The organism is Cytophagales bacterium, assembly GCA_033344775.1.
In the GTDB taxonomy this organism is placed as follows: domain Bacteria; phylum Bacteroidota; class Bacteroidia; order Cytophagales; family Cyclobacteriaceae; genus JAWPMT01.
The window spans coordinates 2,013,850-2,030,655 of record JAWPMT010000005.1 but is presented as its reverse complement, the minus strand read 5'-3'; the positions used below and the strand labels follow the sequence as shown (position 1 = coordinate 2,030,655).

Below are 16,806 nucleotides of genomic sequence, written 5' to 3'. Positions count from 1 at the left end.
GAAGGGGGTTCTATTGATTACTAAGTTTTTGTTGCCATTTCCACGCCGAGGTAAGCATTTCTTCTATGCCAAGCTCGGCGGACCAGCCAAGTTCTTCATTGGCTAGCGTCGTATCTGCATATATATTTTCAATATCGCCGGAACGTCGCTCTACGATCTGGTAATTCAATTTTAAGTCATTTACCCGCTCAAAGGTTTTGACTACTTCAAGCACAGAATTCCCCTGGCCTGTTCCAATATTGAAAAATTCGTAGTTTGACTTCTGATTTTGCTTCAGCTGTCGGTTTAAGGCCACGACATGTGCTTTGGCCAGGTCCACGACGTGAATATAATCTCTGACTGCAGAGCCATCAGGTGTATCATAGTCATTTCCAAATACCTTCAATTGCTTTCGGATACCCGCAGCTGTCTGGGTAATGAAAGGTACAAGATTAGCTGGAACACCTTTAGGCAATTCTCCGATGATGGCGGACTCATGCGCACCAGTAGGATTGAAGTATCGAAGAGCAATGGCATTTAATGATTGGTCCGCTATGCAAGCATCACGTAAAATGATTTCGCACACTTGCTTAGAGTACCCATAAGGAGACTCGGCAGGTTGAAAAGGGGTATCTTCAGTAACCGGGAGTTTGTCGGGTTGCCCATATACGGTGCACGACGAAGAAAATACGATGTTTGGTATCTTATGAACCGACATCATCTCCAGCAGATTGAGTAATGAATCGAAATTATTTCGATAATACATCAACGGTTGTTGCACTGATTCGCCAACTGCTTTTTTAGCAGCAAAGTGAATGATGCCTGAAATATTTTGATGTTCCCTGAAAAACGATTCCAGCGCTGATTTATCGATAAGGTCAAACTGTGCAAATGATGGCCTTTTTCCTGTGATCTCCTCGATGCCATCCAGCACAGATAGTTCGGAATTGGAAAGATCATCTATGATCACTACTTCGAATCCAACATTCAACAGTTCAACTGCTGTGTGTGAACCTATGTATCCTGTGCCTCCGGTTACGAGAATTTTACTCATGAGTCCTTAAAATAATTGCGATGGATAATTTCCTTTTTCAACCAATTCAATCAATCGATCTTTAACGACTGGCTTATCTTCCTTATAAGTTACTCCCAGCCATTTTTCGGCAGATTCCAAGACCGGTACATCGGTCATGTTGGCTACCTGATCCAGGATGGTGGGAATATAAAATTCCGATTTTAATTCATGTGAACGCTCCTGAATAAAAGCGTTGAATGCTTCCTTCATCAGGTTGAAAACAGCCGGCGTAAAACCCATCAGGTTCATGGATACTATTGTGCTCTCCGGTAAGTGAACCTGATTGTCTTCATCCTTGAAATAGATATTGCCATCTGCTTCCCTGGTGATGTGTGTTCGCTCCGTTATGGATAAAAGATGGTTGCTGTCGTCCACTTCACACACGCCTCTGGAGACGTATCCGTGCTCAGATATGGTCTTGGGCAACTGAAAACCAACCATGCATCCGGCTACTTTTTGGTGATCCAGACCTTTGAGGTGATCAGCGATCAGTCGAAAAGAATCTGCACCATAGAAATCATCAGCGTTAATTACGGCAAATGGCTCTTTGACTTTGTCTGCAGCGACCAACACGGCATGACCCGTACCCCAGGGCTTAACCCTGTCTTCAGGAACTGCTATTCCTTCAGGTACATTATGTAACTCCTGAAACACATAATCGATGGCGATCTGATCTGAAAATTTGTCGAAATATAATTTCTGAAAATCTTCGAGTAAAGACTCTCTAATGACGAAAACCACCTTCCCAAATCCTGCCTTTATTGCGTCATAGACAGAATAATCGATGATTGTCTCGCCCGAAGGACCAAATGCATCTATCTGCTTTAAACTACCGTATCGAGAACCCATTCCTGCGGCAAGGACAACTAAAGTTGGCTGCATAATTGATTAATAACTGTTTTATGTCTGCGTATTATCGGCGCAAACTTAATCATCACTGCTCAACAAAAGCTAGTTTTTTTCTACCAACACCATAGGTGCCCTAAATGCCAATATTATAGGATGGCTATAGTCGTTTCTATGGTGATATTTTTCTTTTCCTGATCTTTTGCTATGTGATCTACCGAACCACATATTATTTTTACTGATTCTTATGGTTTTGTGTCTCACAAAATTTGTGTGAAAAGGTTATGCGGTTGGATATCGGCAAAAAGCTTAATAGCTACATTTTTTTAATTCTGATTGCTTTTTTATCAGAGCCACTATTGGCCAATGATACCCTGGTATTTCATCATATTGATGCCAAGTTGTCTCAAAATACGGTCACCAAGATCTGGCAGGATCAGGATGGTTTCATGTGGTTTGGTTCACGGCATGGCCTCAACAAATTCGATGGTCGTTTTTTCACCCAGTATTTTGCCGATACCCGGGACTCTTCTTCATTGAGCGATAGCCGGATCAATGATGCAGCCATCGATCAAAGCGGTAATTTTTGGTTAGGAACTGATCGAGGGATCAATTTTTATAATCGAAAAGAAGGTGTTTTTTCCAGGTTCATGCATGATCCGGATAATCCGAATTCACTTGGGAGCAACTTCGTCGTATCACTTTTTGTCGATCACGAAGGGGTAATTTGGATTGGTTCCGAGGATAAAGGTCTTACGCGTTATCATCCAGAAGCGGGCACTTTTTTCAGGTTCAGATATAATCAGGATGATCCCAATTCTATTTCAGGTAATCAAATCAATGCCATTGAAGAAGATGATCAGGGGAATTTATGGATTGGTGTGCGTGGAGGAGGAATTAATCTTTATGACAGGAATTCCAAAAGATTCATCTCCTACAAGCTGCACGAATCCCAGGCCGGCAATTCGCCACGAACCCTTTTTCCAAAGGCCAATGGCTTGTGGATCGGTTCAAACAAGGGATTGTATTCACTTACTTATGTGGAAGGAAGATATACCATTGAGCCGGTAATAGTGCCAAGTCAGCCTGAATTAACTGCTTCACTTGCTCAGGCCACGGTATTGAGTCTTTTGGAAGATCAAAAGGGGAATTTATGGATCGGTACTGAAAATGACGGCCTCTATTTGTTGGATGCACAGCAAACTTCATTGGTGCATTATGTGCATGCCAGAGAAAATGAAAATGGTATTTCCGGTAATTCTATTTGGTCGTTGTTTCAGGACAAAAGTGGGGTGATCTGGATTGGGACTTATAATAATGGACTGGATAAAATTGATCCACTGCATACGGTCATCCGGCAATACCGTCAAAATCCGATGCAAAGAAATACTGTCGGATATGATCTCGTGAGCTCTTTCGTGGAAGAAGGAGATAAAGGGCTTTGGATCGGTACCGATGGAGGAGGGTTGAATTTCCTTGATTACAGCACAGGTAAAATGGAACTGTTTCGAGAAGGGACAGGCCCACGTAATATAGCTGGTGATGCTGTTTTGTCATTGCTAAAACACAGTAATGAAGATCTGTGGGTAGCCTCCTGGGAAGGTGGAGTTTCTATTTTAAGAAATGACACCCAGCAATTTGATAAGATATTGTTTGATCCCGAAGATCCAAACTCACTATCCGGTTCACATGCTTTTTTCCTGATGGAAGATAGCCGTGGCAATATGTGGATCTCTATTTTTCGCGATGGTATAAATATCTATAATAAGGAGGGTCAACTCCTGAAGCGGCTTTTTTATTCTCAGGATGATCCCGTCAGCATTAGCAATCAGAAGATCAGAAGCATGCTGGAAACCGAGCCCGGTACCATTTGGTTGGGTACCGAAGGTTCAGGTCTGGATCGGATCAAAGTAGATGAGAATTACAACATCGTTTCCAAAGATAATTTCTCTACCGACTTCAAAAGTTTTGGTAATCTTAGTCACGATGTGATCGCTCATATCCATCAGAGCCCGAATGGAGATCTTTGGTTTGCCACCTTCGGCGGTGGGGTGAGTCTGCTACGCGCTGGCGATACCGAGTTTGTGAACCTGACCAAATCTGATGGGTTGTCCAGTAATATTGTGTTGTCCATTGAAGAAGATGAAAATGGTTACATCTGGTTGGGGACAGCTGATGGCCTTTGCCGGGTTTCTCCGGAGTTGGATATCATGCGTTTCGATCAGGATGATGGGATCAAAAGTGTCGAATTCACAAAAAGTGCAAGCCTGGTTTCCAGTACAGGAGAATTGTATTTCGGGTCTAACAAGGGGTATTTTAAATTTCATCCTACGGATATCAAACGAAATGAAGCCATTCCTGAAGTAGTACTGACTGGCTTTCAGGTGACGGGAAGAGAGGATATGAACTTCACCAAAATGGCTTCTCTGGATGATGCCTTTCCGGATAATAAGATTGAATTGAAATACAATGAGAATGACTTTTCCTTTCAGTTTTCGGTGCTCAATTTCTCACAACCCAACAAAAATCAATATGCCTACATGCTCAAGGGCTATGACGATGATTGGATCACTTCGGAGGACGGTCGCAATATCACTTACACCAATGTGCTACCGGGAGCCTACACGTTTATGGCAAAAGGATCCAACAATGATGATGTATGGAATGAGACTGGTGCCAGTATTACCGTGATTGTCAGAAGGCCCTGGTTCTTTTCCAATTTGGCGGTTTTAGTATACCTGTTGTTCTTTTTGTTTTTGCTGTTCTTGTTCCGACGAGGGATCATCAATAGGGAACGTCTTAAGAACCAATTGCAGACGGAGCATGGCCAATTGACACGTATGCAAGACATGAACAAGCTTAAGTCGAGGTTCTTTGCTAACATTTCACATGAATTTCGTACGCCACTTACCTTGATCATGGGACCGTTGAAGTCATTGATTGCGGGAACTTATAAAGGGGATCCAGTGAGTCAGTACCGGATCATGTCCAGAAATGCAGAGCGCCTCCTGCGACTGATCAATCAGATACTGGACCTCTCACGTCTTGAATCAGGAGCTGTTAAATTGAAGGCAAGCAAGCTGGATATTGTGAAATTCCTGAAACCTATTGCCCACGCATTCACCAGTTACGCTGAGCGACAATTCATTGATTACAAGTGTACGTTCCCGGAGGAAGCCGTCGAAATTTATTTTGAGCCGGATAAAATAGAGAAGGTTGTGATCAACCTGCTTTCCAATGCATTCAAGTTTACCCCCGAATTCAAAAAGATTGAGGTAGATGTACAAGATACCCCGAATGCCATCAAGATCATGGTCAAAGATGCAGGTATCGGTATTCCGGAGGATCAGCTCGATTACATTTTCGACCGATTTTATCAGATCGATAACGGAGATAAGAAAGGGTCAGGTATTGGATTGGCTCTTACCAAGGAGGTTATCGACCTGCACAAAGGCAAAATCGAGGTGGAAAGTCAGGCTGGAGAAGGCACAACTTTTACGGTCTATTTATTAAAAGGAATGGACCACCTGCCAGAAGACACGATTTTGGACGAGGAATCGAGTCACCATTTTGAAGAAGACTTCAAGGAATTGGAGATGGTGAAGAACAGTGGACCGCTGGAAGAAGAGATTGAGCAGGATAGTATACCTGAAGAAGATCTGCCTTTGGTCCTCATTGCCGAAGATAATGAGGACATGCGCCTTTTCATTTCAGAGTACCTGGTAAGTGATTATCGCATCATAGAAACGACCAATGGTGAGGAAGCGTATGAAGCAGCGGTGGAGAAAATTCCGGATGTGATCGTGTCTGACATCATCATGCCTCGAATGAATGGCTATGAACTTTGTCAAAAGATCAAGAGTGATGAGAAAACATCACACATTCCGATCATCTTGTTGACAGCTAAGGCTTCTGGTGAAAGTACGGAAAAAGGATTTGAACTGGGCGCAGATTATTACGTGACAAAACCTTTCAATCCGAAGCTGCTGGAGTTGCGAATCAAGAACATGCTCAAGACGCGGGATCAGATGCGGCAACAACTTACGGCATTGCAGGAGACCCATGTAGAGCCGCGGGATTTAAAGATCGCCAGCAAGGATCAGGAGTTTTTGAAAAAAGCCATCAAGTGTCTGGAAGAAAATCTCAGTAATTCCAATTTTGGGGTCGATGATCTCTATAGGGAATTGGGACTAAGCCGGACGCAACTCTACAGAAAACTCAAAGGTCTCGTGGGTCAGTCAGCCAACGAATTCATTAGGTCTTTCCGACTGAAGCGAGCAGCCCAATTACTGAAGCAGCAGGAGATGACGATCTCCGAAGTTACCTATTATGTGGGCTTTAATGACCTCCAATATTTCCGGTACTGTTTCAAAAAACAATTTGGATCTAACCCTTCAGAGTACGCTCAAATGTCCAATCAAAAGCCCTGAAAGGACATATTCCAATCGTTTGCATCATTTACCCCTGCAATCTGGACGTTTTCCCCACGAGGCTGAAAGTTGTATTTTTCGAAGTTTGAAGACCGCTTCGACTGGAGTGGTTGGCATTATTGTAAAATAGTGTCAGGATTATTTCAAACTATCTAAATCTAAAGTATGAAGAACATGTACTTAGGTCTAAGAGCAGCCAATCTTTGGAACACCATGCGTTACTCGGTGATTGTGCTACTCATTGGCTTGTGTTCGACGACAGCCTTTGGCCAGAATCGAACAGTAACGGGCAGTATCACCGATGATACAGGTGAAGGGCTCCCCGGTGTGAACGTGGTGTTAAAAGGAACATCAACAGGTTCGGTTACTGATATCAACGGAGGTTATTCCATCGCAATAGATGGCAATAATGCTACATTGGTGATCAGTGCGATTGGTTTTGCTACTCAGGAAGTTGCCGTAGGTGCGCGATCCGTAGTAGATGTGCAGTTGGAAGTAGACGTTGAGGAGTTGGAAGAAGTAGTAGTGACTGGATACTCTGTGGACCAAAGAAGGAAAACACCAGGTTCTGTTTCTACTATCAAAGCGGAAGATCTTAGAGCACAACCTTCCGGAAACGTGGAGCAGCAATTGCAAGGACGTGTTGCTGGTGTGACGGTAATTACGAACGGACAGCCTGGAACAACCAGTCAGGTTCGTGTACGTGGTTATGGCGCACTAGGTGGAAATGCTCCTCTCTATATTGTTGATGGGGTGCCAGTAGGTTCTATCGATTGGTTGTCTCCTGACGATATTGCTTCTACTACCGTATTGAAAGATGCAACTGCCGCTTCTATCTATGGAGCACGTGCAGCTGGTGGGGTAATTGTTTACACGACTCATCAGGGTAAAAAAGGTAAGAAGGAATTGACGGTTACCTACAATGGCATGTCTGGTGTTACCACACCTGGTAATGGTCCTGATATGTTGAATCCACAGGAACAGGCAGACTGGACCTGGGCGGCAATCAGAAACGCTGCGAGAAATGCTGGCGAAACACCTTCTTTCAACCATCCTCAATATGGGACGGGTGATTCTCCTGTTCTTCCTGATTACCTTTTAGTAGGTCCTAATTCAGGAGTTACCGGAACAGTGAACCTGGCGGCAGAAGCGGCTAACTATAACATCGATCCTGATGCAGGAGGAATTTATCAAGTAGTTAGAGCCAACAGAGCGGGTACTGACTGGTATGATGCCATTACTCGTACGGGTAATATCAACCGTCACAGCATTGGAATCCAGGGTGGTGGCGAAGGTAGCCGTTACTATGTTGGTATTGGACTTCAGGATCAGCAAGGTATTGTACTACACCAGAGATTCCAGCGTGCTAATTTCCGTGTGAACTCCGAGTTCGATCTTCTTCCTGATGGAAAACTGAGCATTGGAGAAAACATCCAAATGACCTATCGATCTACTCGAAACATCTTTGGTGCTGGTGGTGGTTCAGGTTCATCTGATGATGAGAACGTGATTCTTTCAGCACAAAGAATGTCACCGATCATTCCTGTGTTTGATGAGTTTGGTGGATATGCGGGTACAGCGGCGCAAGGTTTTAACAACCCTAGAAACCCTGTAGCTCAATTAGACGGAAGCCGAAACGACCGTGGTTTCTCTACACAAGCATTTGGTAATGTTTACTTGAAGTTCGAGCCTGTTGAAAACCTGGTGTTCAAGACCAGCTTTGGTGGACAGTATTTCGGTGTTCAATTCAGAGGTTACACCAGAAGACAATATGAGAACTCAGAGAATAACTCATCTTTTGGTTTCAACCAGGGAGCTCAGATCTTCTCCAACTGGGTAGTGACCAATACTTTGCAATATGAAATTGAATTCGGTGAGCATCGAATCAAGGCATTGGCAGGTCAGGAAGCATTGAATGCTGGAACATTCAGACAGATCAATGGTTCTGGTATCAATCCGTTCTCTCAGAACCCGGATTTCGTTTCCTTGTCAAACGTTCAGTCTCCGGTAGTAAATGGTAGCCACTCTTCAGGAGTGAACTTCTCTTCTTACTTTGGTAAAGTGACGTATGACTTGATGGATAAGTACATCATTGACCTGGTAGTACGTCGTGATGGTTCTTCTCGTTTTGGAGCTGCTAACAGATACGGTACATTCCCTGCAGTTTCAGTTGCCTGGAGACTCTCTGATGAGCCTTTTATGCAAGGTGTAACCTGGTTAAGTGATTTGAAACTTAGAGGAGGATACGGAATCATCGGTAACTCCAACAACGTAGATCCTAATAACCAGTTCAGCCTGTTTGGAACGAACCTGGGCTCGTCAAGTTATGATATTGCTGGTTCTAACTCTGGAGCAGCTGCCGGATTCTTCCGATCAAGAATTGGTAACCCTAACGCGAAATGGGAAAGAGCAGTTACCTCAAACTTTGGTATTGATGCCTTGTTCTTCGATGATAAACTCGATTTCGGTATCGAATTCTGGAGAAAAGACACAGAAGATTTGTTGTTCACAGTTCCTGTAACAGTTCAAGCGGGTGAATTTGCAAGTGCACCTTCTGTGAACGTTGGTGAAATGAGAAACACAGGTATTGATTTGACCATTATCAACAAGGGTAATATCAATGGCGATATCGGGTATGAAATAACTGTTAACGGAGGTTTCCTTACCAATGAGATCAGAGCATTTGCTCCAGGTATCGACTTCATCGAAGACGGTAGTTTAGATTATCGAGGAATTCGTGCAACAAGAAATGCTGTTGGACAGTCTATCTCTTCATTCTTCGGATATGATGTTCAAGGTATTTTCCGTGACGATGCTGAGGTAGCTAGCGCTGCAACTCAGGCTGGTGCTGCTCCTGGACGTTTCCGATTCCGTGATGTCGATGGTGATGGAGAAATCACCACTGAAGACCGGGTATTCCTTGGAAGCCCAGTTCCTGATTTCACTGGCGGTCTTACTGCTAAGTTCAACTGGAAAGGATTCGATCTTGAGATTTATTCATTCTTATCTGTAGGAAATGAGATTTACAATATCTCTAAGACTTTTACTCACCTATATCCTTTGTTCCCAGGTGCTGCGATCAGCTCTGATGTGAAGGATTCATGGACGTTTGATAATCCTTCAGGGGACATTCCTTTGTTTGAAAACGTATCAAACTTCAGTACAAATACCCAGTCTAACTCTTTCTACGTAGAGGATGGTTCTTACTTCCGTATTCAGAACCTTACGTTAGGTTACAATCTGCCAGCTAGTCTTATAAATACCTGGGGATTGTCTAAAATACGTGTGACTGGATCTGTCAACAACTTGTTGACTATCACCGGATACGATGGACTTGATCCAAGTGTCGGCGGGAATGCAGACGTTAACTTCGGTATTGATTTGGGTAACTTCCCTATCACTAGAAGTTTTACATTTGGTGTACAAGCAACATTTTAATTCACTCAATTGAAAATGAATAAATATAAGTTTCTAGTCGTCACTTTACTCACGTTTGGAGTGGTGATGACGGCCTGTAAGGATGAGTTTTTGGAGGTGGCGCCTACGAACTCTTTGAGTTCAAATGAGTTGTCCACTGCTGCGGGACTAGACGGTTCAGTTATTGGAACGTATAGTGTGTTGTTGGGAAGAGGCGGATTCTATACTGACGCTTCCAACTGGTTTTGGGGTTCAGTTTTGGGTGGAGATGCCAATAAGGGTTCTGATCCTGGTGACCAGTCTCAGGTAAATGAGATCCAGACATATAACCCTCAGACGACCAATGCTTCTATCAGATCGAAATATGCTCGGGTGTTCGAGGGTATCGCGAGAGCTAATGCAACGCTTCGTTTGGCGAATGTTGCTGAAGAAACTGGTTCTGCCAGTACAGCTGCAATCACTCAGGCAAGAGCTGAAGCACGTTTCTTGAGAGGTCACTATTATTTCGATTTGAAGAAAATCTTCAACGATGTACCTTATGTAGATGAGACCTGGGATGAAATTAGTCCGATCTCTAACAACACGTCGTTGTGGCCAATGATCGAAGCAGACTTCCAGTTTGCTGCAGATAATCTTCCTGCTACTCAGTCACAAGCGGGTAGAGCCAATAGCTGGGCTGCAAGAGCTTACTTGGGTAAAGCACAACTTTTCCAAGGCAATTTTGCAGCGGCCAGAACGACGTTGAACGACGTAATTGCCAATGGTGTAACTGCCAATGGTCAGCCTTACGCACTTGTAGCTAACTATGCCGATGCATTCCGTTCTTTAACGGATAATAGCGCTGAGTCTGTATTTGCCTCTCAAGCTGCTGCAGGGACAGGAACGATCAACAACGCGAACCCAGGTTTGGTATTGAACTTCCCTCACGGAAGTGCAGGACCTGCTCGACCAGGTGGATGTTGTGGATTCTTCCAGCCTAGCTTTGAGTTAGCGAACTCATTCAGAACTGGAGCAGACGGATTGCCTTTGTTGGATGGTTCTTACAACGACGCAGGTAATGCACTTGTGAATGATTTTGGTTTGGCTAGTGGGGATGCATTTACTCCTGATGCCGGTAACCTTGATCCTCGATTGGATCACTCTGTAGGAAGAAGAGGTATTCCTTACCTGGATTGGGGGCCTCACCCTGGTAATGACTGGGTACGTCAGGCATCTAATGGTGGACCATATTCTCCAAAGAAGTTCATTTACTACCAAGGTGGTATCGGAACAGAGAATGATGGTAGCTCATGGACACCTGGTTACACGGCAGTTAACTATACAATCATCCGATTTGCAGATGTATTGTTGATGGCTGCAGAAGCTGAAATTGAAGTAGGTGATTTGAATGTTGCGCTAGGTTACATCAACCAGGTAAGAGCGAGAGCTGCTGCTTCTCCTGTAATGCTTGACGATGGATCTGCTCCAGCTGCTACCTATAACGTAGCCCAGTACACTGCATTTGCAGATCAGGCTGAGGCTCGATCGGCTGTAAGAATGGAGCGTAAGCTTGAACTTTCTGGTGAAGGTCACCGTCTTTACGATTTGGTAAGATGGGGCATTGCTGCTTCTGAGATCAATGCGTTCCTGGCTTATGAAAGTACGCTTTTAAGCGGAGCATATACTGGAGCAAGCTTCACGGCTGGTACCAACGAGTATTTGCCTCTTCCACAGTCTGAGATTGATTTATTAGGGTCAGATATTCTGATTCAGAATCCTGGATACTAATCGCTATTACAAATTGTTAATTCATATAAAAGGCTATTCCCGACTAGGGAATAGCCTTTATTTTTAAAGGAATATTCAGGGATCTATCACCTGGTTGACCATTTTTTGAAAGTATGATGAAGTTGAAGCAGTGTATGCGGTGGTGCGCATTGGTTGTGATGGCCGCTTGTACCACACCAGAAGAAAAGAAGGAAGAGGTCAGTGGACCCAAAGTCTTTGAGAAAGTTGCCAAATCCACGAGCAACATCCAGTTCTCAAACGACCTCAAAGAAGATTCCATCATCAATTATTTTACTTACCCGTACATCTATATGGGGGGCGGTGTGGCTACTGGCGATATCAACAATGATGGCCTGGCTGATATTTTCTTCACCGGAAATATGGTGGAGAACAAACTCTATCTAAATAAGGGAGATTTGAGTTTTGAAGACATTACCGAAACCGCTAGGGTAGGCGGGGACGACCGCTGGATGACCGGCGTGACCATGGCCGACGTGAATGCCGATGGCTGGTTGGATATTTATGTCAGCGTATCTGGAAAATTCACCACGAAGAAAAATTTATTGTACATCAATCAAGGCTTGAACGATGCCGGGGTTCCCACATTTTCCGAGGAAGCAGCCAAGTATGGGATTGATGATGAAGGTAGCTCAACCCAGGCCACTTTCTTTGATTACGACCTGGATGGAGATGTGGATCTGTATGTGGCCAATTACCCATTCACACATTTCAAAACACCTAACTACGCCTACAAATTTGCAATCGATAAGAAAGACCCGCTAAACTCTGACCGACTGTATCAAAATACAGGAGATGGATTTGTAGATGTCACGGAGGAAGCGGGCTTATTGAATTTCGGTTTATCACTTAGCGGGACAACTGCAGATTTCAATCAGGATGGTTGGCCTGACCTGTACGTTTCCAATGATTTTGCTTCTCCCGATTATTTCTATTTCAACAATGGAGATGGCACCTTCACAGATAGAAGTCAGGAAGTGACCAATCATACCGCCTTTTTTGGGATGGGCACAGATGCAGCAGATTTCAACAATGATGGACTGATCGATTTACTCCAGTTGGATATGACTCCCGAGGATAATCGAAGAAATAAAGCCAATATGGCGAGTATGGACATTCCGGGGTTCTGGGAAATCGTAGGATTGGACTTGGGCTACCAATACATGCAAAATGCCTTGCAATTGAATGGAGGTGTAGCGGATGATGGCCTGCCACATTTCGGAGACGTATCACGTTTGTCAGGAATTGCTCTGACGGACTGGAGTTGGGCCGCGTTAATGACGGACCTTGATAATGACGGTTGGAAAGATATATTCATTACGAATGGCACCAGAAGAGACATCAACAATAAAGATTATTTCAATCGACTGGATGCGCGGACTTATCAGGAAAAGCAAGAAAGTACTGAATTGCAATTAGCTGTCAACATCCCAGCAGAGCCAGTGGACAACTTTGCTTATCGCAACAATGGAGACCTGACCTTTACGCATGTTTCCGCCGATTGGGGGCTGAGCCATGTTGGTTATTCCAATGGCGCGAGTTATGCCGATCTGGATAATGATGGAGATTTGGAACTGATTGTCAATAACATTGACGAGCCTGTTTCAGTATTTAAGAACCTTTCCACGGAGAATGGAAAGCATTACTTACAGGTGGAATTTGAAGGGTCAGAAAACAATCCTTTAGGACTCGGCGCTAAGGTTGAAATTACTGCTGACGGTCAGAAACAAGTACAGGAACTGACCATGACGAGAGGATTCCAGTCTTCTGTAGCACCTATGATGACTTTTGGTTTGGGTAATACTGCTAACATTGAAAAACTGGAAGTGACCTGGCCTGGAGGCAATTCTCAGACCCTTACTTCCGTAAAGGGAGATCAGCTTTTGAAACTCACTATTTCAGATGCCCAGGATGCTTCTTCTAAGACTGACATGATTGCAACGACATTTACGAACAAGACGAAAGAAACACCTCTTGATTTTGTTCACCGTGAAAACACCTTTAACGACTATGATTATGAGGTGCTCCTTCCACATCAGTATTCCAGAAACGGGCCTGGTCTGGCCAGGGGAGATGTCAATGGAGATGGACTTGATGATGTGTTTGTCGGAGGGGCCACGGGCCAGTCAGGCGCTTTATTGATTCAGCAGTCATCCGGAGGGTTTAGTACAAATACAGGTCCTTGGGAAGGGCATAGAAGCATGGAAGACCTGGATGCAACCTTATTCGATGCGGATGCAGATGGAGATTTGGACTTATATGTAGTTAGTGGAGGCAATGAGACTGTGGGAACGGCACGATATCAAGATCGGCTTTATCTCAACGATGGTCAAGGAAGCTATACCTATGCGAGAGAGGCGCTTCCAGCCATAGCCAATAGTGGATCGAAAGTGAAGCCTGGAGATTTTGATGGAGACGGAGACATGGACCTCTTTGTCGGAGGAAGGATCGTTCCACGAAAATATCCTTTACCTGCTACAAGCCTGATCCTAAGGAATGAATCGGAAAAAGGAGTGGCGAAATTCACGAATGTGGGTGCTTCAGTGTGTCCTGCACTGGATTCCATAGGTATGGTGACAGATGCCGAATGGATTGATTACAATGGCGATCAAGCATTGGATTTAGTTGTGGTGGGAGAATGGATGCCAATCACCGTATTTCAAAATGATGGCAACGGTGTGTTGATCGATCAGACAGAATCATTAGGTCTGGAAAAGACGTTAGGCTGGTGGTACTCGATCGCAGCTGAGGATTTTGATGGAGATGGTGACATGGACTTGGCTGCCGGAAATCTGGGACTGAATTATAAATACCAGGCTACCGAAGAGCAATCTTTCGATGTATATGCCAATGACTATGATAAAAACGGATCACTGGACATAGTCCTTGGATACTATCAGGATGGTACACAATACCCTTTGAGAGGACGTCAATGTTCCTCCGAGCAAATCCCTGCAATCAAGTACAAATACAAAGATTATAATTCCTTTGCGGAGGCCACTTTGATTGATATTTACACAGAAGATGATTTGGATGCGTCGCTCCATTTGAAGGCTTACACCTTTGCCAGTATGTACCTGCAAAATGATCAAGGTCAGTCCTTCCAGATGTCTAAGCTGCCCAATGAGGTGCAGATATCTAACATCAACAGTATCCTTCCTGGGGACTTTAATGGGGATGGTAACATGGACATGATCCTTGCAGGAAATATGCACACTTCGGAGATAGAGACTACTCGAAATGATGCCAGTTACGGTGCTTTTCTAGAGGGTGATGGCGCTGGAAATTTTAAGGCGATCCCTTATTCGGAAAGTGGTTTTTACATCAATGGTGAAGTCAAAGACATGGAAGTAATTGCTACTGGCGAGAAGGAAGTTGTGATCGCCGCTCGTAACAACGGGCCTTTGGAAATACTTGAGATCTCAGGGAGATAAGAAATGAATAGAATAGATCGTCATGCCGGCGACCAGCGATCAGGTTTTTCTCAGCTTAAATTCCGAAGGAAGCTGAGAATAATGCCGGCGGCCCGCGTAGGGTATCTCCTCAACGATCTCACTGGCTTTATCATTCAAAATAGTGTAAGAGCTTTATTACTTTCTTACTGCTGTTTTCTGCTTAGCTGCGGACATGAACAAGAGCAATTAGCAGAAAATCAATCAATCATCAACCCCTCCCTGGACTTCCAACCCAACATCTTGTGGCTGGTTGCGGAAGACATGAGTGGGAACATTCCTGCATTTGGAGACTCCACTATTGTAACCCCTACGCTAGACCGGCTGGCTGCCGAAGGTGTCTGTTATGATCATTTTTTCACCCCTGCCCCGGTTTGTGCACCTGCCAGGTCCGCCATCATCACGGGCATGTATCCCAATCATATTGGAAGTAATCACATGCGCACGGGGCCCTGGTATGCGGGAAGGGCGTCAGAAGAGGCGATAGCAACCTACCGGCAATATCTTCCTAAAGGATTGATTCCATACGAAGCAACTCCCCAAGATGATGTGAAGATGTTTACTGAGTATCTAAGGGCAGCAGGATATTATACCTCCAACAATGCGAAGGAAGATTATCAATTCGTTCGGACCCATGTTGCATGGGATGAAAGTAGTCGCCAGGCGCATTGGCGCAATAGGAAGCCAAGTCAGCCTTTTTTCGCAGTATTCAATTTTGGAGTGACGCACGAGTCACGTATTTGGGCTAAAAAAGAAGATTCACTTTGGGTTACCAATGACCTGGATATGCCAGTTCCTCCCTATTTGCCAGACACAGAAATAGGACAGCAAGATGTGAGGAGGATGTATTCCAACATCCTGGAAATGGATGCCCAGATAGGAGCTGTGCTTGATCAATTGGAGGCGGATGGATTGCTGGATAGTACGATCGTCATGTGGTACACGGATCATGGAGGACCCTTACCCCGGCAAAAGCGATCACTACACGATTCTGGGATTAAAGTGCCTTTGATAGTCCGGTTTCCAAATGCCATTGGTGCCGGTTCACGAGATGCTCGAATGACGAGCTTTATCGACCTTGGCCCAACTGCTCTTTCGATAGCTGGTGTAACACCACCAGACCATCTCGATGGTAAGGCATTCCTTGGGCAATACTTGCGAGAGGAAGAACCAACGCATGTTTTTGCGGCTGCCGATCGATTTGATGCTTCATACGAACAAAGCAGGGCCGTTCGGGATGGTCAGTACAAGTACATCCGACACTATCAACCTGAAGAGCCGATGTTTCTGCAGGTCGCCTATCGGGATCAAATGGACATCATGCAAGAATTGTATCGTTTAAGAGATCAAGGTCAGTTCACCGAGCTCCAAAAGCTTTGGTTTGCTGATAGTCGACCCGAAGAACAGTTATTCGATGTGATTGCGGATCCGCATGAAGTCAATGATCTGGCACAATTGCCGGAGTATAAGGAAAAGTTGGAAGAATTACGATTAGTAAACGATCAATTTGTATCATCGATCAATGATCGAGGGCTGATGCCCGAAGAAGACTTGTTAGAAAGCATCTGGCCTTCGAAAAAACAACCTGTAACTGCCGATCCAACCTGGAGCATAGATGCTGATCAAGTGTCACTTGCGTGCGTTACTGATGGTGCTTCCATTGGCTATCAGATTACGAATGATGCGGGTGAATGGCCTACTGCCTGGCAGATTTATGTCGCACCTTTTTCCATTCAACAGGAGATGAAGATTCGGGTCATAGCGGATCGAATAGGCTACCGGCCAAGTAAGGCAGTTGACATTTCTTTTTATTGAGGGCATT

7 protein-coding genes are annotated in these 16,806 nt (G+C 44.5%); 5 read left to right on the top strand and 2 right to left on the bottom strand.

Annotated features, from left to right (window positions below; all coding sequences use genetic code 11):
- Positions 1-10: 10 nt before the first annotated feature.
- Together galE and R8G66_26270 are read right to left on the bottom strand one after the other, a co-directional pair.
- Positions 11-1,033: a UDP-glucose 4-epimerase GalE gene (gene galE / locus R8G66_26275; protein ID MDW3195909.1), complete on the bottom strand. Its 1,023-nt coding sequence runs from the start codon at positions 1,031-1,033 to the stop codon at positions 11-13.
- 6 nt (positions 1,034-1,039) lie between these two features.
- The gene (locus tag R8G66_26270) at positions 1,040-1,936 is read right to left on the bottom strand and encodes a sugar phosphate nucleotidyltransferase (GenBank protein MDW3195908.1); all 897 of its coding nucleotides are present in this window, start codon (positions 1,934-1,936) and stop codon (positions 1,040-1,042) included.
- A gap of 248 nt (positions 1,937-2,184) precedes the next feature.
- On the opposite strand from R8G66_26270, the gene R8G66_26265 reads away from it, so the two are divergent.
- The 5 genes from R8G66_26265 (at position 2,185) to R8G66_26245 (ending at position 16,799) form a co-directional block, all read left to right on the top strand.
- The gene (locus R8G66_26265; GenBank protein ID MDW3195907.1) at positions 2,185-6,330 is read left to right on the top strand and encodes a two-component regulator propeller domain-containing protein; all 4,146 of its coding nucleotides are present in this window, start codon (positions 2,185-2,187) and stop codon (positions 6,328-6,330) included.
- A gap of 165 nt (positions 6,331-6,495) precedes the next feature.
- The gene (locus R8G66_26260) at positions 6,496-9,768 is read left to right on the top strand and encodes a SusC/RagA family TonB-linked outer membrane protein (protein ID MDW3195906.1); all 3,273 of its coding nucleotides are present in this window, start codon (positions 6,496-6,498) and stop codon (positions 9,766-9,768) included.
- A 15-nt stretch (positions 9,769-9,783) separates the two neighbouring features.
- Entirely contained in the window at positions 9,784-11,514 is a 1,731-nt protein-coding gene (locus R8G66_26255) for a RagB/SusD family nutrient uptake outer membrane protein (GenBank protein ID MDW3195905.1), read from the top strand.
- Between the two features lie 113 nt (positions 11,515-11,627).
- Complete coding sequence (locus R8G66_26250) at positions 11,628-14,966, top strand: VCBS repeat-containing protein (GenBank protein MDW3195904.1); 3,339 nt, start codon at positions 11,628-11,630, stop codon at positions 14,964-14,966.
- 3 nt (positions 14,967-14,969) lie between these two features.
- Positions 14,970-16,799 carry a sulfatase-like hydrolase/transferase gene (locus tag R8G66_26245; GenBank protein ID MDW3195903.1) on the top strand — a complete coding sequence of 610 codons (1,830 nt, stop codon included), beginning with the start codon at positions 14,970-14,972 and terminating at the stop codon, positions 16,797-16,799.
- Positions 16,800-16,806 lie beyond the last annotated feature (7 nt).